The 19,081-nt window shown below is 58.2% G+C and carries 19 protein-coding genes and 2 tRNA genes; 15 read left to right on the forward strand and 6 right to left on the reverse strand.

Annotation, left to right across the window (positions count from 1 at the left end; genetic code table 11):
- The first annotated feature begins 41 nt into the window (after positions 1 to 41).
- The 8 genes from EAH74_RS09810 (at position 42) to ychF (ending at position 6,965) form a co-directional block, all read left to right on the forward strand.
- A complete protein-coding gene (locus EAH74_RS09810) occupies positions 42 to 1,766 on the forward strand; it encodes a tetratricopeptide repeat protein (protein WP_140677908.1) in 1,725 nt (574 codons plus the stop codon).
- A gap of 4 nt (positions 1,767 to 1,770) precedes the next feature.
- Entirely contained in the window at positions 1,771 to 2,388 is a 618-nt protein-coding gene (lolB, locus tag EAH74_RS09815; protein ID WP_140677910.1) for a lipoprotein insertase outer membrane protein LolB, read from the forward strand.
- A gap of 2 nt (positions 2,389 to 2,390) precedes the next feature.
- On the forward strand, positions 2,391 to 3,242 hold the full coding sequence (ispE, locus tag EAH74_RS09820; RefSeq protein ID WP_140677962.1) for a 4-(cytidine 5'-diphospho)-2-C-methyl-D-erythritol kinase: 852 nt from the start codon (positions 2,391 to 2,393) through the stop codon (positions 3,240 to 3,242).
- Between the two features lie 37 nt (positions 3,243 to 3,279).
- A tRNA-Gln gene (locus tag EAH74_RS09825) sits at positions 3,280 to 3,354 on the forward strand.
- 45 nt (positions 3,355 to 3,399) lie between these two features.
- On the forward strand, positions 3,400 to 4,341 hold the full coding sequence (locus EAH74_RS09830; RefSeq protein ID WP_003208392.1) for a ribose-phosphate pyrophosphokinase: 942 nt from the start codon (positions 3,400 to 3,402) through the stop codon (positions 4,339 to 4,341).
- A gap of 141 nt (positions 4,342 to 4,482) precedes the next feature.
- Positions 4,483 to 5,088: a 50S ribosomal protein L25/general stress protein Ctc gene (locus tag EAH74_RS09835; protein WP_056740789.1), complete on the forward strand. Its 606-nt coding sequence runs from the start codon at positions 4,483 to 4,485 to the stop codon at positions 5,086 to 5,088.
- Positions 5,089 to 5,257: 169 nt separating this feature from the next.
- Entirely contained in the window at positions 5,258 to 5,842 is a 585-nt protein-coding gene (pth, locus tag EAH74_RS09840) for an aminoacyl-tRNA hydrolase (protein WP_046030136.1), read from the forward strand.
- 22 nt (positions 5,843 to 5,864) lie between these two features.
- Complete coding sequence (ychF, locus tag EAH74_RS09845; RefSeq protein WP_134419017.1) at positions 5,865 to 6,965, forward strand: redox-regulated ATPase YchF; 1,101 nt, start codon at positions 5,865 to 5,867, stop codon at positions 6,963 to 6,965.
- Between the two features lie 200 nt (positions 6,966 to 7,165).
- On the opposite strand, the gene EAH74_RS09850 is transcribed toward ychF, so the two are convergent.
- A complete protein-coding gene (locus EAH74_RS09850) occupies positions 7,166 to 8,383 on the reverse strand; it encodes an MFS transporter (RefSeq protein ID WP_140677912.1) in 1,218 nt (405 codons plus the stop codon).
- A gap of 331 nt (positions 8,384 to 8,714) precedes the next feature.
- On the opposite strand from EAH74_RS09850, the gene EAH74_RS09855 reads away from it, so the two are divergent.
- Complete coding sequence (locus EAH74_RS09855; RefSeq protein ID WP_140677914.1) at positions 8,715 to 10,772, forward strand: methyl-accepting chemotaxis protein; 2,058 nt, start codon at positions 8,715 to 8,717, stop codon at positions 10,770 to 10,772.
- 116 nt (positions 10,773 to 10,888) lie between these two features.
- Positions 10,889 to 10,965: transfer RNA gene (locus EAH74_RS09860), tRNA-Met, on the forward strand.
- A 144-nt stretch (positions 10,966 to 11,109) separates the two neighbouring features.
- Here EAH74_RS09860 and EAH74_RS09865 read toward each other — a convergent pair.
- A complete protein-coding gene (locus EAH74_RS09865; RefSeq protein WP_140677916.1) occupies positions 11,110 to 12,219 on the reverse strand; it encodes a DUF2817 domain-containing protein in 1,110 nt (369 codons plus the stop codon).
- Between the two features lie 163 nt (positions 12,220 to 12,382).
- Between EAH74_RS09865 and ggt the strand changes: the two genes are divergently transcribed.
- From ggt to EAH74_RS09880, 3 genes are all read left to right on the forward strand, one after another.
- A complete protein-coding gene (gene ggt / locus EAH74_RS09870) occupies positions 12,383 to 14,215 on the forward strand; it encodes a gamma-glutamyltransferase (protein ID WP_140677918.1) in 1,833 nt (610 codons plus the stop codon).
- Between the two features lie 275 nt (positions 14,216 to 14,490).
- Positions 14,491 to 14,793: a type II toxin-antitoxin system HigB family toxin gene (locus tag EAH74_RS09875; RefSeq protein WP_140677919.1), complete on the forward strand. Its 303-nt coding sequence runs from the start codon at positions 14,491 to 14,493 to the stop codon at positions 14,791 to 14,793.
- 3 nt (positions 14,794 to 14,796) lie between these two features.
- Complete coding sequence (locus EAH74_RS09880; protein WP_140677921.1) at positions 14,797 to 15,189, forward strand: helix-turn-helix domain-containing protein; 393 nt, start codon at positions 14,797 to 14,799, stop codon at positions 15,187 to 15,189.
- Between the two features lie 2 nt (positions 15,190 to 15,191).
- Here the strand turns inward: EAH74_RS09880 and EAH74_RS09885 are convergent, their stop codons facing one another.
- The 4 genes from EAH74_RS09885 to EAH74_RS09900 all read right to left on the reverse strand — a co-directional run bounded on the left by EAH74_RS09885 (position 15,192) and on the right by EAH74_RS09900 (position 17,659).
- The gene (locus EAH74_RS09885) at positions 15,192 to 15,620 is read right to left on the reverse strand and encodes a TOBE domain-containing protein (RefSeq protein WP_134102615.1); all 429 of its coding nucleotides are present in this window, start codon (positions 15,618 to 15,620) and stop codon (positions 15,192 to 15,194) included.
- Between the two features lie 36 nt (positions 15,621 to 15,656).
- Entirely contained in the window at positions 15,657 to 16,751 is a 1,095-nt protein-coding gene (gene ddlA / locus EAH74_RS09890) for a D-alanine--D-alanine ligase (RefSeq protein WP_140677922.1), read from the reverse strand.
- A gap of 127 nt (positions 16,752 to 16,878) precedes the next feature.
- A complete protein-coding gene (locus EAH74_RS09895) occupies positions 16,879 to 17,091 on the reverse strand; it encodes a helix-turn-helix domain-containing protein (RefSeq protein WP_123365625.1) in 213 nt (70 codons plus the stop codon).
- 7 nt (positions 17,092 to 17,098) lie between these two features.
- Entirely contained in the window at positions 17,099 to 17,659 is a 561-nt protein-coding gene (locus EAH74_RS09900; protein ID WP_140677923.1) for a DUF2975 domain-containing protein, read from the reverse strand.
- Positions 17,660 to 17,823: 164 nt separating this feature from the next.
- Between EAH74_RS09900 and EAH74_RS09905 the strand changes: the two genes are divergently transcribed.
- Positions 17,824 to 18,633 carry an AraC family transcriptional regulator gene (locus tag EAH74_RS09905; protein ID WP_140677924.1) on the forward strand — a complete coding sequence of 270 codons (810 nt, stop codon included), beginning with the start codon at positions 17,824 to 17,826 and terminating at the stop codon, positions 18,631 to 18,633.
- A gap of 76 nt (positions 18,634 to 18,709) precedes the next feature.
- On the forward strand, positions 18,710 to 19,078 hold the full coding sequence (locus tag EAH74_RS09910; protein ID WP_123365622.1) for a cupin domain-containing protein: 369 nt from the start codon (positions 18,710 to 18,712) through the stop codon (positions 19,076 to 19,078).
- Positions 19,079 to 19,081 lie beyond the last annotated feature (3 nt).

A 19,081-nucleotide genomic window follows, 5' to 3' on the forward strand; every position in this document is an offset into this window, starting at 1 on the left:
GTCATGATGATCCGACCGCAGGTTAGTCGTCCTCTTCCTATATGAATAGATCTTCCGCGTTGCTCCTCGCTTTTGTCTTCCTCAGCGGCTGCCAGGCCTTGGCACCCGTTCCGTCGGACGGTACGCCGCCGGTCGAAGACAGCACTCCGGCCCCTGAAAAGCCCAAGGTTTACAGCTCATTCAGTGAAGAAACCATCTTCAGTCTGTTGAGCGCCGAACTGGCTGGCCAGCGCAATCGTTTCGACATTGCCCTGGACAACTACGTGACCCAGGCGATCAATACTCAGGATCCGGGCATCTCCGAGCGGGCATTCCGTATCGCCGAATACCTGGGCGCCGATCAAGCGGCCCTGGACACCGCTTTGATCTGGGCGAAAAACGCCCCTCAAGACCTTGAGGCGCAACGGGCCGCTGCCGTGCAACTGGCTCGTGCCGGGCGTTATGACGACTCCATGGTCTATATGGAGAAAGTCCTGCAAGGCAAGGGCGACACACATTTCGACTTCCTCGCCCTGTCTGCGGCCGATACCGACCAGGACACGCGCAACGGCTTGATGAAAAGTTTTGACCGTTTATTGCAGCGCCACCCGAACAACAGTCAGCTGATTTTCGGCAAAGCCTTGCTGCTGCAACAGGACGGTGACGCCAAGGGTGCGCTGGGCCTGCTGGAAGACAATCCTCCGGACGAAGGCGAAATAGCGCCCATCCTGCTGCGCGCGCGCCTGCTGCAAACCCTCAGTCGTGGCGATGAAGCGTTGCCGCTGCTGCAAAAAAGCATCAAGAAATACCCGGACGACAAACGCCTGCGCCTGACTTACGCGCGCATGCTGGTTGAACAGAACCGCATGGACGATGCCAAAGTCGAGTTTTCGAGCCTGGTTCAGCAATACCCGGAAGACGACGAGCTGCGTTACTCCCTCGCGCTGGTCTGCCTGGAAGCCAAGGCCTGGAATGAGGCCAAGGGCTATCTGGAAGGCTTGATCGCCCGGGAAAGCCACGTCGATTCGGCGCACTTGAACCTCGGTCGTATCGCAGAAGAGCGCAACGACCCGCAAGGCGCGCTGATCGAGTACGCCCAGGTCGGTCCGGGCAACGATTACCTGCCGGCGCAATTGCGCCAGGCTGATATCCTGATGAACAACGGCAAGACTGCCGAAGCCCAAAGCCGTCTGGCGGCGGAGCGCGACGAGCAGCCCGATTACGCGATTCAGTTGTATTTGATCGAAGCCGAAACCTTGTCCGCCAATAAGAAGCCCGACCAGGCCTGGAAGGTATTGCAGCAAGCCTTGCAGCAATACCCGGACGATCTGAATCTGCTGTACACCCGTGCCATGCTGGCGGAAAAACGCAATGACCTGGCGCAGATGGAAAAAGACCTGCGACTGATCATCAAGCGCGACCCGGACAACGCAATGGCGTTGAACGCCCTCGGCTACACCCTGTCCGACCGTACGACGCGCTACGCCGAAGCCAAGGCCTTGATCGAACAGGCGCACCGAATCAATCCGGAAGACCCGGCGGTACTCGACAGTCTCGGCTGGGTGAACTTCCGCATGGGCAATCTCGACGAAGCCGAACGCCTGCTGCGCCAAGCGCTGGAGCGCTTCCCCGATCAGGAAGTCGCCGCGCACCTGGGCGAAGTCCTGTGGGCCAATGGCAAGCAACGGGAAGCCAAAAAAATCTGGAGCAAATTCCTCAAGGAACAGCCCGACAGCCCCCTCCTGCGCAGCACCATCAAGCGCGTGACCGGATCAGAGACTCTTTAAGATTATGTTTTTGCGCCACCTCATTGTTTTCAGTTTCATCGCCCTGCTCGCCGGTTGCGCGGGCTTCGGTGCCCGCGAATCAGTCCAGGGTCAAGGCAACCCGGCCCAATGGCGCGTTTACAAACAGCAACTGACCAGCCTCGACGGCTGGCAGATCAACGGCAAGATCGGCATTCGCGCCCCGAAAGACTCGGGCAGCGGCACGTTGTTCTGGCTGCAGCGACAGGATTACTACGACATTCGCCTCTCCGGCCCCTTGGGTCGCGGCGCAGCACGCCTGACCGGCCGCCCCGGCAAAGTCTCGCTGGAAGTCGCCAACCAGGGCCGCTATGAAGCGCCGACGCCTGAAGTACTGGTTGAAGAACAGCTGGGCTGGAAGTTACCGGTGTCGAATCTGGCCTGGTGGGTTCGCGGGCTCCCGGCCCCGGACAGCAAAAGCCGTCTGACGCTGGATGCCGACAGCCGCCTTTCCAATCTTGAGCAGGATGGCTGGCAGATCGAATACCTCAGCTATGCCGAGCAAAACGGCTTTTGGCTGCCCGAGCGGATCAAACTGCACGGCACCGACCTTGACGTCACGCTGGTGATCAAGGAATGGCAACCACGCAAACTGGGGCAGTGAACATGACCGTTCCGCGCTTGACGCTGCCCTCCCCGGCCAAACTCAATCTGATGCTGCACATCCTCGGTCGCCGTGAAGACGGTTATCACGAGTTGCAGACTATTTTTCAGTTTCTCGATTACGGCGATGAAATCACGTTCGCTGTTCGTGATGACGGTGTGATTCGATTGCACACCGAATTCGGTGGCGTTCCTCACGACAGCAATCTGATTGTTCGAGCTGCAAAAAAACTTCAGGAGCAATCCGGTTGTTCGCTCGGTATCGACATCTGGATCGAAAAAATTCTGCCCATGGGCGGTGGCATCGGTGGTGGCAGCTCAAATGCCGCGACCACTTTGTTGGGCCTCAATCATCTCTGGCAACTGGGTTGGGATGAGGATCGACTGGCCGTGCTGGGCCTGACGCTTGGCGCGGACGTCCCGGTTTTCGTGCGTGGGCACGCGGCTTTTGCCGAAGGCGTGGGGGAGAAACTGACCCCTGTAGACCCCGAAGAACCGTGGTATCTCGTGCTTGTGCCGCAAGTCTCTGTAAGTACAGCAGAAATTTTTTCAGATCCGTTGTTGACACGTAACTCTTCTCCCATTAAAGTGCGCCCCGTTCCCAAGGGAAACAGTCGAAATGACTGCTTACCGGTGGTAGCAAGGCGTTACCCAGATGTACGTAACGCATTGAATTTGTTAGGTAAATTTACCGAAGCAAAACTCACCGGAACTGGAAGTTGTGTGTTTGGGGGCTTCCCAAGCAAAGCTGAAGCTGATAAAGTCTCGGCCCTTCTTACAGAGACCCTTACAGGGTTTGTAGCAAAGGGAAGCAACATTTCGATGTTGCATCGCAAGCTGCAAAGTCTGCTCTAAAAGGAACCGAGTACTGGGTACTCGTTGCAACAGATACAGGGGCGTCGCCAAGCGGTAAGGCAGCAGGTTTTGATCCTGCCATGCGTTGGTTCGAATCCAGCCGCCCCTGCCATTTTCTATACTCATCCAGGTTACCCTCAGCCTCTAGGTACTGCGCGTGTCCAAGATGATGGTCTTTACGGGGAACGCTAACCCCGATCTGGCTCGGCGTGTTGTACGTCAGCTGCATATCCCTCTCGGTGACATCTCTGTCGGTAAGTTCTCCGACGGCGAAATTACTGCCGAGATCAATGAAAACGTCCGCGGTAAAGATGTCTTCATTATTCAGCCGACTTGCGCTCCGACCAACGATAACCTGATGGAACTGGTAGTGATGGCTGATGCCTTCCGCCGCTCCTCGGCTACTCGTATCACTGCTGTTATTCCTTACTTTGGTTATGCCCGTCAGGATCGCCGTCCGCGTTCCGCACGTGTGGCTATCAGCGCGAAAGTCGTTGCTGACATGCTTACCGTAGTCGGCATCGACCGTGTTCTCACGGTTGATCTGCATGCTGACCAAATCCAGGGTTTCTTCGATATTCCGGTAGATAACATCTACGGCTCCCCGGTACTGGTGGATGACATTGAAGATCAGCGCTTCGAAAACCTGATGATCGTGTCCCCGGACATTGGCGGCGTCGTGCGTGCACGTGCTGTTGCCAAATCCCTGGGCGTGGATCTCGGGATCATCGACAAACGCCGTGAGAAAGCCAATCACTCTGAAGTGATGCATATCATCGGTGATGTCGAAGGGCGTACCTGTATTCTGGTCGATGACATGGTCGATACCGCCGGCACTCTGTGCCACGCGGCCAAGGCCCTGAAAGAGCATGGCGCTGCCAAGGTTTTCGCCTACTGCACACACCCAGTGCTGTCCGGTCGGGCGATCGAAAACATCGAAAATTCCATGCTGGACGAACTGGTGGTGACTAACACCATCCCGTTGTCCGCTGCTGCTCAAGCCTGCTCGCGTATCCGTCAACTGGATATCGCGCCGGTAGTTGCCGAAGCGGTTCGCCGCATCAGCAACGAAGAATCGATCAGCGCGATGTTCCGTTAAGGGCCCTGCCCTTCTCGAATATCTCGTTGACGAAAAGCGCCCCGCCCCGGCATTCCTGTCGGGGCGGGGCTTTTTTGCCCATATCGCCTTTAGCGCTGGTCGCAAACGCTGGGGCGAATGTGGTTATTTTGGAGATACAACATGAACGAATTTACTCTGAATGCTGAAGTGCGTTCCGACCTGGGGAAAGGTGCGAGCCGCCGCCTGCGTCGTCTCGCAAGCCTGGTACCTGCTGTAGTTTACGGTGGCGAAAAAGCCCCTGAATCCATCAGCATGCTGGCTAAAGAAGTTGCCAAACTGCTCGAAAACGAAGCGGCTTACAGCCACATCATCGAGCTGAACGTTGGCGGCACCAAGCAAAACGTAATCATCAAAGCTCTGCAGCGTCACCCGGCCAAAGGCCACGTGTTGCACGCTGACTTCGTACGCGTTGTAGCTGGCCAGAAACTGACCGCTATCGTGCCTGTACACTTTGTTGGTGAAGAAGCGCCGATCAAGAAAGGCGGCGAAGTTTCGCACGTTGTCGCTGAAATCGAAGTTTCGTGCCTGCCGAAAGACCTGCCTGAATTCATCGAAGTCGACCTGGCTAACGCCGAAATCGGTTCGATCATTCACCTGTCTGACCTCAAAGCCCCTAAAGGCGTTGAGTTTGTTGCTCTGGCACACGGTGATGACAAGGCTGTTGCCAACGTCCACGCTCCACGTGTTGCTCCAGAAGCTACTACTGAAGAAGGCGCAGCAGAGTAATTTCACTCTGTTCGCCGGAGTGACCGGAAACATCGCGGACTAGAGCGTAGCGAGAAAGCGGGCGAGAACGCGGAGTTTACATAATGGTAAATGAGCACTTGTCGTCCACTTTCGCCGCACTCCCTGAAGGCGGCGATGTTATCCACCACTCCAAGGAAGGGCCCCTATCGTGACTGCCATCAAACTGATCGTTGGCCTGGGAAATCCAGGCGCTGAATACGAACAGACCCGGCATAACGCAGGGGCCCTTTTTGTTGAGCGCATCGCGAACGCACAAGGCGTAAACCTTGTGGCGGATCGCAAATATTTCGGCCTGACCGGGCGCTATTCGCATCAGGGTCAGGATGTTCGCCTGCTGATTCCCACCACCTACATGAACCGCAGCGGCCAGGCCGTCGCGGCACTTGCCGGCTTCTTCCGCATCAAGCCTGAAGAAATCCTGGTGGCGCATGACGAGCTCGACCTGCCACCGGGCGTTGCCAAGCTCAAACAGGGCGGCGGCCATGGCGGTCACAACGGGTTGCGCGACATCATCGCGCAACTGGGCAATCAGAATACCTTTCACCGCTTGCGGCTTGGCATTGGCCACCCGGGCGTTGCCAGTATGGTTTCAAATTTCGTCCTGGGTCGTGCGCCACGCGCCGAACAGGAAAAACTCGATGCCAGCATCGACTTTGCCCTCGGCGTGCTGCCGGATATCCTCGCCGGGGAATGGAACCGCGCGATGAAAAACCTGCACAGCCAGAAGGCCTGACTCACTCCTCGGGGAAAACACCATGGGATTCAATTGCGGCATCGTCGGCCTGCCTAACGTCGGCAAGTCCACCCTATTCAACGCCCTGACCAAATCCGGGATCGCGGCCGAGAACTTCCCCTTCTGCACCATCGAACCGAACACCGGTATCGTGCCGATGCCGGATTCGCGTCTGGAAGCCCTGGCGGCCATCGTCAATCCAAAGCGCATCTTGCCGACCACCATGGAATTCGTCGACATCGCAGGCCTGGTAGCCGGCGCCTCGAAAGGTGAAGGCCTGGGCAACAAGTTCCTCGCCAACATCCGCGAGACCGATGCCATCGCGCACGTAGTCCGCTGCTTCGAAGACGAGAACGTGATTCACGTCTCCAACAGCGTCGACCCGAAACGCGACATCGAAATCATCGACCTGGAACTGATCTTCGCCGACCTCGACAGCTGCGAGAAGCAACTGCAGAAAGTTGCCCGCAACGCCAAGGGTGGTGACAAGGACGCAGTGGTCCAGAAAGGCCTGCTGGAGCAATTGATCGCTCACTTCACCCTCGGCAAACCTGCTCGTACGCTGATGAAGACCATGGGCGCCGACGACAAAGCGGTGATTCGTGGCTTCCACCTGCTGACCACCAAGCCGGTCATGTACATCGCCAACGTCGCTGAAGACGGTTTCGAGAACAACCCGCTGCTGGACATCGTCAAAGCCATCGCCGAAGAAGAAGGCGCCATGGTGGTTCCGGTCTGCAACAAAATCGAAGCCGAAATCGCCGAGCTGGATGACGGCGAAGAGAAAGACATGTTCCTCGAAGCCCTGGGCCTCGAAGAACCTGGCCTGAACCGCGTAATCCGCGCCGGCTACGAAATGCTGCACCTGCAGACCTACTTCACCGCCGGTGTCGAAGAAGTCCGCGCCTGGACCGTCCGCGTCGGTGCTACCGCACCGCAAGCCGCTGGTGTGATCCACACCGACTTCGAAAAAGGCTTCATCCGCGCCGAAGTCATCGCCTACGATGACTTCATCCAGTACAAGGGCGAAGCCGGCACTAAAGAAGCCGGTAAATGGCGTTTGGAAGGCAAGGACTACATTGTTAAAGACGGCGATGTGATGCACTTCCGTTTCAACGTGTAACTTTATTCAGAACGAAGCACCCGCCCAAGAAAAAGCCGCGTTTGATACGCGGCTTTTTTGTGCCTGTAATAATCATCTACACACCACAAAACCAATGTGGGAGCGAGCCTGCTCGCGAAAGCGATGTGTCAGGCACATTGATGTTGGATGTGCCGACGCCTTCGCGAGCAGCTCGCTCCCACAGGGGGGAATGTGTTGGGTCAGGCCTTTTTGGTTCTTGGCAGGAAGATCGCCAGCACACCGAACAACGGCAAGAACGAACACAGCAAGTACACGTATTCGATACCGTGAACATCCGCCAGATGCCCAAGCAACGCCGCACCAATCCCGCCAAAGCCAAACATCAATCCGAAGAACACCCCGGCAATCATCCCGACATTGCCCGGCACGAGTTCCTGGGCATACACCACGATCGCCGAGAAAGCTGACGCCAGGATGAAGCCGATCACGACGCTGAGGATGCTGGTCCAGAACAGGTCGACATGAGGCAGGATCAGGGTGAACGGCGCTACGCCGAGGATTGAGAACCAGATCACCGCCTTACGCCCGATCTTGTCGCCGATCGGCCCACCGAAGAAGGTCCCCGCCGCTACCGCCCCGAGAAACAGGAACAGATGCAACTGTGAACTGGCCACCGACAGGTCGAATTTCTCGATCAGGTAAAAGGTGAAGTAACTGGTGAAGCTGGCCATGTAGAAATACTTGGAGAACACCAGCAGCCCGAGTACCACCAGTGCACTGATCACCCGGTTCTTCGACAAGCCATGCGTCGCCGCCTGGCCTTGCTTGAGTTTGAACAGGCTCAAGTGGTTGGCGTACCAGCGGCTGATCCGATAGAGCACGAACAGCGCAAACACCGCGAACAATCCGAACCAGGCTACATGGCCCTGACCGTATGGAATGATGATCGCCGCTGCCAGTAACGGCCCAAAGGCCGAGCCCGCATTACCACCCACCTGAAAGGTCGATTGCGCCAGGCCAAATCGCCCGCCCGAGGCCAGTCGCGCCACGCGAGAAGCTTCCGGGTGAAAGGTCGAGGAGCCGATACCGATCAATCCTGCTGCCAGCAAAATCATCGGAAAACTGCCGACCACCGACATCATCAAAATACCGATCAATGTGCAAACCGTCCCGGCGGGTAGCAGCCAGGGTTTGGGGTGCCGATCAGTGTAGTAACCGACCCACGGCTGCAACAGCGAAGCCGTCAGCTGGAACGTCAAAGTGATCAAGCCCACCTGGGTAAAGGTCAGGCCATAGTTGGCCTTGAGCATCGGATAGATCGACGGCAGCACCGACTGGATCAAGTCGTTGATCAAATGCGCCAGCGCCACGGCGCCGATGATGCGCATGACCAAAGGGCTGCTTTGTGAAGTCGCGGATGCCGGCTGCGCGCCGGTCTGGACATTGCTGATAGCCATAAGAGTTTCCGTACAACAGATGGGTGCACACAGGCAGGTGCGTCAATGTGCCATTTTTCGGTGCAGCAGCGCCATCCCCTTAGCCTGCTAACGACCTCGATTTCATCGCTGAAAAGGTGATAGCGCAACGCCATGGTCTGAATCTTGCCTTGGTAATCCGCTTCAACGCGGCCCCTTACAAAGGGGACCGAGAATGGGAAGTTTCACCACAGAGTCGGCCTACAGAGCTGACGAAGGTGAACTTTCGAGGCCTTTTAAAAGGGCACAGGTCGCGACCGCAACGGTTGCGACGCACGCCAATGGCGCGTGGTGTCCAGAGGAGTCATGGGGCATGCAGGCTTTTTTATCACCGGGGATCGGGTTGCTGGGGCGTTTTGGCTTCGCACGCAAATTTCAGCTGTTGTTTCTGCTGTTTATCCTGCCGCTGACGGGCAGTCTGTGGATGATCAGTCAGGACTATCGCGACAAACTGAACCTGATCTCCGGCGAACGTGCCGGGGTTCGGCAACTGCTCGCCCTGGATGCTCTCGATAACCTGCTCGCCGCCCAGCGTGACCGCGCGGCTCGCTGGCGCGCCACGGAAACCAATCGCCAGCCGACACCCGCGACGATCGCGGCGATGGCTGCTTTCGATACGGTTCAGCCAGCCGTCGCCCAAGCCACCTCGGACCTCGGCAACGCACTGCAAATAGAAGGCGCCGAGGGCGAAACCCTGGCCCGTTATCAAGCCCTGCAAACCGCCCTCAATGGCCTGGACTCGAAAAGCCTGAGCAGTGTCGGTTGGTGGCCGGACGGTTACGACCGTTTCACCAATGCTTTGAGTGCCCTGCAAGCCTTGCGCGAGCAGATCGCCATGGACAATCGCCTGACGCTGGCGCCGTGGCTGGAAACCTATCTGCTGACGCAGATCTCCACGCAGCACGCGCCAGACCTGATTGAACGAGTCGGCCGTCTCGCCAGCGTTGGCCAGGCATCGGTAGTGTCCGGGCAGTTCACCCTGCAAAGCCGTCTGCAACTGCGCGACTTGCGCAGCCGCATCGGCGATGCCCGGGAGCAGTTGGTCAAAACAGCGAGCCTGCTGGAAGCGCGACTGCCCAGCGCGTTGCAAGCCTGGGCCGGGCAATACCATGACAGCCTCAAGCACCTGGACGCCGAGTTGAAAGTCCTTGATGACGGCGTGTTCGGCGGCAGCATCAAGCTCAAGCCGGAAGAGTTCGAACGCAGCCTCGACACCCTGCTCTCCGACCTCGCTTCGCTGCGCCAGCAGTCGTTGGTGTCGCTGGATCAACGTCTGGACTATTACCACGGTTCAGCAATCCGCCAGTTCATCCTGGTAGCGACCATTTTTGGTTGCCTGCTCTTGGCCGCGCTGTATTTGTTCATCTGCTTGCAGGCCTCGATCCGTCGTAGCGCCAGCGGCATCACCTTGCTGGCCGAAGCCTTGCGCGACGGCAATCTTAGCTTGCAAGTACCTGTGGAAGGCCGCGACGAACTGGCCGCTATCAGCACCGCCCTCAACGTCGCGGTGGTGCAACTGCGCAACAGCCTGCTGGGGGTCGATCATGAAACCTTGCAGCTGAGCAACGCGGTGCGCACCCTCAACCATCACTCCAGTGGTGCTCTTGGGGAAGTCGAAGCTCAGCAGTTGCAGATCAGCCAGATCGCCGCGGCGGCCACGCAATTGGCCGCGACCTCGCAAGGGGTCGCCCAGAGTTGCGAACAGGCCTCCGGCAGCGCTCAGCACACCCAGCGCATCGCCGCCGACAGTAGCCGTGACAGCCAGCGCACGACGGCGAGCATTCAGCAACTCAATCAGCGCTTGAACGACACCGCTGCGGCACTGGGCCGGGTCAGTGAGCAAGGGCAGCAGATTCAGTTGGTGGTGGACACCATTCGCGGGGTTGCCGAGCAGACGAATCTGTTGGCACTTAATGCCGCCATCGAGGCCGCTCGCGCGGGAGAGCAAGGTCGTGGCTTTGCGGTAGTGGCCGATGAAGTGCGCAGCCTGTCGCAACGCACCCAATCCTCCACTGCGCAGATTGCCGGCACTGTCGACAGCCTGCGCAGTACCGTGAACGAAGCGGTGAGCCTGATGGAAGCCGCTTGCGGCCAGGCTCAGTCCGACGCCCAGGCCGTCACCGGCCTCGGCGAACGCCTGGGGGAAATTGCCAGTGCCGTGCAGAGCGTCTCCGACACCCTGGCGCAGATCGCCACAGCGGTCGACGAGCAAGCGACCACCGCCGACGAGGTCAGCGGCAATATCCAGCAAGTCGATCAGGCGGCGGTACGCTTGCTCGAAGGCGCGCGGGCGGTGAACCTGGCAGCGGACACCTTGAGCCAGGGCAGCAAGGCCTTGAGTGCCAATACCGGGAGATTTCAGCTCAGTTGACGCCCTCCCCTGGCCCGTTTTTTCGGGTCAGGCGGATAAGCGGTTGAAAGCGTAGAGAAATATTTTAGATTTACGCTTGACACATCTCTGTTACGAGCCAATAATGCGCGCCACTTGGCTACATAGCTCAGTTGGTTAGAGCATAGCATTCATAATGCTGGGGTCCGGGGTTCAAGTCCCTGTGTAGCCACCAAGTACTAAAAACGGCTTACCGAAAGGTAGGCCGTTTTTTTATGCCTCGAGAAAAGTGCCTACGACGAAGAAAGCCTGCTGCGGTTGCAAGACGAGTTGAACCGCATACGTTCGGGCAACAAGAACCCACTTCCCCCAGGTCGCGTCAGAAACGAATCGCTGGCAACGCCGACAGCGCCCGTTCCCAAATCTGCCAGGTGCGCAGCCAGACCATCGCCTGCCAATCGCTGTCGGCCGGATAGAACTGCTCAACCAGATTCAGTTTGATCCCGCGCCCCACGGCATCACTCGGATTGCCGTGCAGGTGCAACCAGTGATCATCGCGCAGGTGACGATGAACTTCGGCGCCGGGATACGTCCCACACTCGATCACAAACGGCATCAACCGTACGTGCGGCAACGCATTGATCAACGCCTGCGAGGTGTAGCCGGTGGCGGTGGCGGCAACGCCGGTTTCGCTCAGCGTGTCGGCGCCCGTGTGCAAGGTATAGAGCCAGGGACCATAGATGGCCTGTGCATCCGCCAGTGCTGGATACGCCGATTCGGTAATGGTCAACAACATCGGATGACCGTATTCCCCCGCGCCGGTGTGCAAGTCGAAACACATGGCCACTTCGGCATGGGAAACATGCTTTTGAATGATCTGATGCAACGTGCGGTTCGACCAGCTCGGTGCCAGTCCGCCGTAGAACAAACCATCGGGATGACGGTGCTGACCACCCTCGACAATCGACATCACCGCTGGCCAACCGTGCTCGCTGATCTGCGCCTCGAGCAAGGCATCGGCGCGATCACGCTCCGGGCCCTGCAACTGCGTGCAGGCATAGATTTCATGCAGCGCTTCGTAGGCCTGATTATCTGGCAGTGGACGCCCGAAGTTAAGGTGATTGCGGTTCAAGTCGATGTTGTCTTCGTTGACCCGACGCAGCCACGCAGTGCCCCACGGGTTGATCAGGTGGATCATCACCACCGCGACATCGGCCGGCAGCGAACGCTTGCCCAGCTCCTGCAACCACTTGATCTGACATCCCGAACCATAGAAGCCCTCGACCCCATGGGTACCGCTGAGTGCAATCAGCAGCCGCTTCGCGCCCGGGTCACCCAGCACGGCCACATCGGTGCTCAACGGCTCACCGAACGGCCCTTTGAGTGGGTGCGGGTACTCGGTCAGCGTCGCACCGGCCACAGTCGCCGCGGCCAGGAATTGATCACGCTGGGTGCGGTAACTGGGTTGGGTCGGGAATTCGTTCTGCATGTCTGCCTCTTGTTGATCTTCTGGCCAGTCTGTTGCCCTCGACCCTACAGAAAATCCGTCGACTCATGAAGGACAAAAACATCTTGCTATGAGCCTTGGTTTGCGTCACTCCCTGTCCGCCGATAAAGTCCCCTGATCTTTCCCACGGACGGAGTGCCCCCGCGTGTTCTCAACCTTCCACTTGAGCCACTATCGCCTGTCAGCCTTTTCGCTGATCGCCGCTGCTTTAACCCTGGCAGCCTGTAGCGCCCCGACCTCGTCGACATTGCCGATTGCACCGGAAGTCGCCTCGGGTTATCGCGCAGACCTGCAAACCCAACACGCCTCAAAACACATGGCGGCCGCGGCCAATCCGCTGGCGGCCGAGGCCGGGCGGGAGATGTTGCGTCGGGGTGGTTCCGCAATCGATGCCGCGATTGCGATGCAGGCCGTGCTGACCCTGGTTGAGCCGCAATCCTCGGGCATTGGCGGTGGCGCGTTGATCGTGCTCTGGGATGGCAAGGCTGTACGTACTTATGACGGTCGCGAAACCGCTCCGGCCGGCGCCACCGAGAAACTGTTCCTGCAAGCCGACGGCAAACCGATGCCGTTCACCCAGGCGCAGATCGGCGGCCGTTCAGTGGGGACACCGGGCGTGTTACGAGCGCTTGAATTGGCCCATCAGAAACACGGTCGTCTGCCGTGGGCGCAGCTGTTCGAACCGGCGATCAAACTCGCGGAACAAGGCTTCGCCATCTCGCCACGCCTTCATCAGTTGATCGCCTCGGACTCATCCATACAAAGCTCACCGGACATGGTGGCTTACTTCCTGAATGCCGATGGCAGCCCGAAAGCCGTCGGTACGCCCTTGAAAAATCCGGCGCTGGCAGCCGTGTTCAAACGTATTGCCAAGGAAGGACCGGATGCGCTGTACAAAGGCCCCGTCGCACAGGAGATCGTCGCCAAAGTTCAGGGCCACGCCAACCCCGGCAGCCTGTCGCTGAACGACCTCAACGGCTACAGCGCCAAGGAGCGAGCGCCGCTGTGCACCGACTACAAACGCTGGCAGGTCTGCGGCATGCCGCCACCGTCGTCAGGCGGGATCGCCGTGGCACAGATCCTCGGCACCTTGCAGGCCCTGGAAACCCGTGACCCGCGTTTTGCCCTGGCGCCGCTCAAACCGGTCAAGACAAACAAACCTGCGGGCATCGAACCGACACCTGAAGCCGTGCACTTGATCTCCGAAGCCGAACGCTTGGCCTACGCCGACCGCGCGCTGTACGTGGCCGACGCAGACTTCGTGCCCGTGCCCGTCAAAGGTCTGGTGGACCCTGGGTATCTGGCCGGCCGCGCGGCCCTGATCGGCGATCGCAGCATGGGCATGGCCAAACCCGGCACCCCGCCGGGCATTCAGGTCGCCTACGCACCGGACCGTTCGCCGCTGCGCATCTCCACCTCGCAAGTGGTGGCGGTGGATGACGAAGGCGGCGCCGTGTCCATGACCACCACCGTAGAGTCCGCGTTTGGCTCGCACCTGATGGTTCAGGGTTTCCTGCTGAATAACCAGATGACCGACTTCTCGTTCATCCCCGAAGAGAATGGCCAGAAGGTTGCCAACCGGGTCGAACCCGGCAAACGCCCACGCTCGTCCATGGCACCGACCCTGATTTTCGACCGTCAGAGCGGCGAATTCCTCGCCACCATCGGCTCCCCCGGCGGCTCGCAGATCATCGAGTACGTCGCCAAATCCACCATCGGCCTGCTCGACTGGAACCTCGACCCGCAAGCCGCCATCAGCCTGCCCAACTTTGGCAGCCGCAACGGCCCGACGGAACTGGAACAGGGGCAGTTCAGCCCGGCGCTGATTCAAGCGCTGAAGGACAAAGGGCACAGTGTGAACGAGATCGACATGACCAGCGGGACCCAGGCAATTGTCCGGGTGAAGGATGCGCAAGGGAAAACGTCGTTGGCGGGTGGGGCTGATCCGCGGCGAGAGGGGGCGGCGCTGGGGGATTGAGTCGTACACGGGAATGAGCAAGGGCTTACCGGGAGGTAGGCCCTTTTTTATAGCTAATGAATACTGATCGGTAATTTCGCGCAGCCTTTTCCTACCCGCAAATGACTGCTTCTTGGATAGAGTTTGAAGATCAGTTTTCCCCAATTCCGCGTCTGCCTCAGCTCATCAAATCAGCTGTCGGCAGTGCTGATTACAGAAGTCGAACTTGCCTCTCCGCACATCGGATGCGCCTCCACAGACTTGCATCAGTCCCACCACGGGACTAGGATCATTCCATGAGAATCATCGCTATCAGTCAACTGAAAAGGTTTTGGGAGAAATACCCAGACTCGGAACAATCCTTTCTGGCCTGGATTGATGAGGCAAAAAATGCTGAATGGAAAGCGCCAACGGACATAAAGGCGCACTTTGCTACCGCCAGTATTCTCAAAAGCCGCAGAGTCGTGTTCAACATCAAGGGCAATGACTTTCGGTTGGTAGTCGCTGTGGCCTATCGCTTCGGCGCCGTATACATAAAATTTGTCAGCACTCACAAGCAGTACGACACGGTCGACGCTAATACCGTCGAGATGGAGTAACCCATGAACATTCGCCCCATTCACACCGACGAGGACTACCGTGCAGCCCTCAAGAACGTGTCAGCGCTGTTCGACAACGAACCAGAGCCTGGCACCCCTGAGGGTGATTACTTCGACATTATGATCACGCTGATCGAAGCCTATGAATCGAAGCAGTTCCCGGTGGACTTGCCCAATCCGATCGATGCAATCAAGTTTCGTATGGAGCAGTCCGGCCTGTCTGCTGCCGACCTCGCACCCGCCATTGGTCGCACAAACCGAGTGTATGAAGTGCTCAATGGCAAACGTGCGTTGACACTTCCGATGATCTGGAAACTTCACGATTTATTCGGGATACCCGCGCAGAGCCTGATCAAGCCGGTAAAGCAGGCTGATCAGGTGCCAGCCGACTCTTGAAATCAGGCCGGCACACCCAAAATGATATGCGACGCCTTGATCACCGCCGTCGCACTCACGCCCGGCGCCAGGCCCAGTTCTGCCACAGCCTGGCGTGTCACGATCGAATAGACCTCGGTGCCGCCGTCGAGCTGGATGACCACTTCGGAGTTCACGGCGCCATCGATGACACTGGTGACCTTGCCTTCCAGGCAATTGCGCGCCGAGAGGCGAATGTCGCTGGATTCGGTCATCAACATGACCCACGGCGCCTTCACCAGCGCGATCGCTTCCTTGCCGACCGCCAGGCCGAGGTTCTTCACACTTTCCATGGTCACCACAGCCACCAGTTCATTGCCGCCCGACAGTTTCAGTGAGACTTCGGCGTTTACCGCTCCGGGTTGCAATTGACTGATGGTGCCTTTGAAGACGTTACGTGCGCTGACTTTCATGACGTGTCTCCTCGAACAATTATTGTTGTATTCAGCCTAGCGAGAGATCTTCAGCGCCTGTCGCGCCTGATGCTTCTCCAGCGCCAGCTCGATCAAACGACTGACCAGCTCGCTGTACGTCATACCTGTGGCCTGCCATAACTTGGGGTACATGCTGATGCGGGTGAAGCCGGGCAACGAGTTGATCTCATTGATCAGCACTTCGCCACTCTCGGTCAGGAACACATCGACCCGCGCCAGCCCGGAACAGCCCAGCACCTGAAACGCCTCGACGGCCAGGGCACGGATGCGTTCACTGGCCTCGAGGCTGATGTTTGCCGGCACCACCACTTCAGCCGCTTGAGCGTCGATGTATTTGCTGTCGTAGGAATAGAACCCGCTGCGCACCACGATCTCGCCACAACCGCTGGCAATGGCGTCTTCGTTGCCGAGCACCGCGCATTCAATCTCGCGGCCGCTGACGGCGGACTCGACCAGGACTTTCTCATCGAAACCCAGGGCCAGTTCCACTGCTGCCGCGTACTCGGCTTCATCATTCACCTTGCTTACGCCCACGGAAGATCCCTGGTTTGCCGGTTTGACGAACAGCGGCAGACCGAGCTTGCCTTGCACCTCGGCGAATCCGGTGCGCGCTGCGGTGGCGCGGGTCAGGGTGACGAACGGCGTAACCGCCAACCCGGCGTCACGCAGCAGGCGCTTGCTGATGTCTTTGTCCATGCAGACGGCCGAACCGAGTACATCGGAGCCGACAAACGGCAGATCGGCCATGCGCAGCAAGCCTTGCAGGCAACCGTCTTCGCCCAGGGTGCCGTGGACGATCGGAAAGATCACATCGACGTGCGCCAGCATTTCCCGACTGGAGGTTTCCACCAATTGCTGACTGGCCTTGCCCGGCACGACGGCCAGTTCACGGTTGGACTGGTTAAGGGCAATCAGCGCCGGGTTTTCCTGGTTGAGCAGGAAATTCGAAGGGTCGTTCAGATGCCAGTGGCCTTGCTTGTCGATGCCGATCAGCACCGGTTCGAAGCGCGACCGATCCAATGCATCGACGATGTTTTTCGCCGATTGCAGCGACACTTCGTGTTCAGCCGAACGACCGCCAAAAATAATGCCTACCCGCAGTTTGCTCATTCAGAACTCCTCAACGATTGGCCACCAGATGCGTGCCGAACAGTCGTTAGCCGCTGCCAGCAACACACCGCCGAGGCGTTAAAATGTGGACGCAGTACAACAAGCAGGCGCAATGGAGCGCTTACTTTTACTCGACGTCAGGCACATGGATCAACAGGTCACCCGGCTGACAATTCAAATGTTTGCAAATCGCGTCCAGCGTCGCCAGGCGCAGCCCCTTGACCTTGCCCTGCTTCAACAGCGACAGGTTCGCTTCGGTAATGCCGATAGCGGCGGCGAGGTCTTTGGATTTGACTTTACGTAGTGCGAGCATCACGTCCAGCTGAATGACAATTGACATAAAAATCTCAAACAAAGGTGCGGTATTCAGAGTCCACTTCACTGGCCTGCCTGAGAATACGCGCAATGATCGATATACACGCAGCCAGGAACAACGCGACAAAGGTGGGAGCCGTGATACTGAGGGTAATCAGCCGTTCACCGATCGGCGCATTCATCGTCACCCAGAAACTGAGCACTGGCTCACACAGGAAATCGAGTAATACCCAGAGCGCCACGGCCCTTCCGACCAGACCTAAATGAACAGCCGACTCACTGGAGAAATACTCGCCGCGCGAATAGTTCTGGAACAGTCGACGCAAATTCCCCAACCCGTATGCCAGCGCCAGCAAAGGCACGCTCGACAACAGAATACCGCCCAGTATTTGCCACCACGGGAACAACATTGCTTTATCGGTGATATGCGAAAGTTGGCGATCGGTAAGCGCAAAACCGAGCCCCCATCCATCCTTCGCAGCCAGGAAAGGAAAGAGCCAAAGCACAACATTGATCACCAGCATTGCGATGATAAGAAAAAGAGTCACAGCGGCCATGCGTTGGCTCAATTGAGCAAGACGATTGGAAGTCACGGCAATACCTCACAGGGAATAAATGTGAGCAAACGCTAAACTACAAATTATCGCAAAACAATAATTTATTACTGTAATACATATATATAAACGCTTCCGTACACATTAAATCCCCCTTAGGGTAATGTTCCACTCACAGCTTCAAGGCGATCGAGCATCCTCGGATGGGCAAAAAAATCATTCACCACGACTGGTTCCACCGCGCGCCCGACGTCGGCGGGCTTCAGCGTTTCGAAGCGTTTTTTGCAGGCCACGGCTACGACCTTCACCGCCACGACACCTATGCCATCGGCCATACTCTGGCCGGTGTGCAGAGTTTTCAGTACCGCGGAGGCTGGCGCCACAGTCTGCCGGGCGGGACCATGGTGCTGCACCCGGACGAAGTTCACGATGGCGAAGCCGGTACCGAGATCGGGTTCCAGTACCGAATGATGTACATCGAACCGGCACTGATCCAGCAGATGCTCGGCGGCCAGCCGTTGCCGTTTATCAAGACCGGCCTGTCAGCCGATCCAGGTTTGTTCGCCGCTACCGCCGTGCTGCTGCGAAGCCTCGATTGTCCCCTCGATCCTCTGGAAGAGCAGGATGCGCTGTTCGACCTGGCCCAAGCCTTGAACAGCGTTTCCGGAGTGCCTGACACCCGCCAGAGCTTCGACTACGTGGCCGCCGAACGCGCGCGGGAATTCATCCACAGCGCCCTGGATCGCACCGTGACGCTGGAAGAGCTGGCGCAACACAGTGGTCGCGATCGCTGGAGTCTGTCGCGGGATTTCCGCCTGTTGTTCGGCACCAGCCCTTATCGATACCTGACCATGCGCCGCCTGGACCTGGTCCGCTCGTTGCTGATCCAGGGCCAGTCACTGGTCAGCGCCGCGCTGATCGCCGGCTTCACCGATCAGAGCCACATGACCCGGCAGTTCAGCAAAACCTACGGCTTGTCGCCGGCCCGCTGGATGAAAATGCACCGCCGCTGAGCCACGCACAATCGTTCAAGAAGCACACTGATGCGTGGGCTATCGTGGATTTACGATCAACCACGAGAGCTGCTTCATGAAAGCTTACGAAAGCCTGAACTTCGCTGAAAAAATCTCCAGGATCGGCTCGTACTGGACGCCTCGGGTCATCGCCGAAATGAACGACTACCAGTTCAAAGTGGTGAAACTGCTGGGGGATTTCATCTGGCACGATCACCTGGATACCGACGAAACCTTCATCGTCCTCGAAGGGCAATTGCGCATCGATTTTCGCGACGGCCACGTGCTGGTGAACGCCGGTGAAATGTATGTGGTGTCAAAAGGTGTCGAGCACAAACCGTTCGCCGAGCAGGAGGTGAAACTCCTGCTGATCGAACCCAAGGGTGTGCTGAACACGGGTAACGAAGGTGGCGAGCGCACGGCGCAGAATGACGTCTGGGTGTGAAAG

The sequence above is a fragment of the Pseudomonas mandelii genome (assembly GCF_006438925.1).
GTDB lineage: Bacteria > Pseudomonadota > Gammaproteobacteria > Pseudomonadales > Pseudomonadaceae > Aquipseudomonas > Aquipseudomonas mandelii_C.

Coding starts and splice junctions, on each gene's coding strand:
- ispE (WP_140677962.1), top strand. CDS start 2,391: ATGACCGTTCCGCGCTTGACGCTGCCCTCCCCGGCCAAACTCAATCTG.
- ddlA (WP_140677922.1), bottom strand. CDS start 16,751: ATGAGCAAACTGCGGGTAGGCATTATTTTTGGCGGTCGTTCGGCTGAA.
- EAH74_RS09880 (WP_140677921.1), top strand. CDS start 14,797: ATGAACATTCGCCCCATTCACACCGACGAGGACTACCGTGCAGCCCTC.
- EAH74_RS09835 (WP_056740789.1), top strand. CDS start 4,483: ATGAACGAATTTACTCTGAATGCTGAAGTGCGTTCCGACCTGGGGAAA.
- EAH74_RS09885 (WP_134102615.1), bottom strand. CDS start 15,620: ATGAAAGTCAGCGCACGTAACGTCTTCAAAGGCACCATCAGTCAATTG.
- ychF (WP_134419017.1), top strand. CDS start 5,865: ATGGGATTCAATTGCGGCATCGTCGGCCTGCCTAACGTCGGCAAGTCC.
- EAH74_RS09910 (WP_123365622.1), top strand. CDS start 18,710: ATGAAAGCTTACGAAAGCCTGAACTTCGCTGAAAAAATCTCCAGGATC.
- EAH74_RS09865 (WP_140677916.1), bottom strand. CDS start 12,219: ATGCAGAACGAATTCCCGACCCAACCCAGTTACCGCACCCAGCGTGAT.
- EAH74_RS09810 (WP_140677908.1), top strand. CDS start 42: ATGAATAGATCTTCCGCGTTGCTCCTCGCTTTTGTCTTCCTCAGCGGC.
- EAH74_RS09895 (WP_123365625.1), bottom strand. CDS start 17,091: ATGTCAATTGTCATTCAGCTGGACGTGATGCTCGCACTACGTAAAGTC.
- EAH74_RS09875 (WP_140677919.1), top strand. CDS start 14,491: ATGAGAATCATCGCTATCAGTCAACTGAAAAGGTTTTGGGAGAAATAC.
- EAH74_RS09905 (WP_140677924.1), top strand. CDS start 17,824: ATGGGCAAAAAAATCATTCACCACGACTGGTTCCACCGCGCGCCCGAC.
- EAH74_RS09855 (WP_140677914.1), top strand. CDS start 8,715: ATGCAGGCTTTTTTATCACCGGGGATCGGGTTGCTGGGGCGTTTTGGC.
- lolB (WP_140677910.1), top strand. CDS start 1,771: ATGTTTTTGCGCCACCTCATTGTTTTCAGTTTCATCGCCCTGCTCGCC.
- EAH74_RS09850 (WP_140677912.1), bottom strand. CDS start 8,383: ATGGCTATCAGCAATGTCCAGACCGGCGCGCAGCCGGCATCCGCGACT.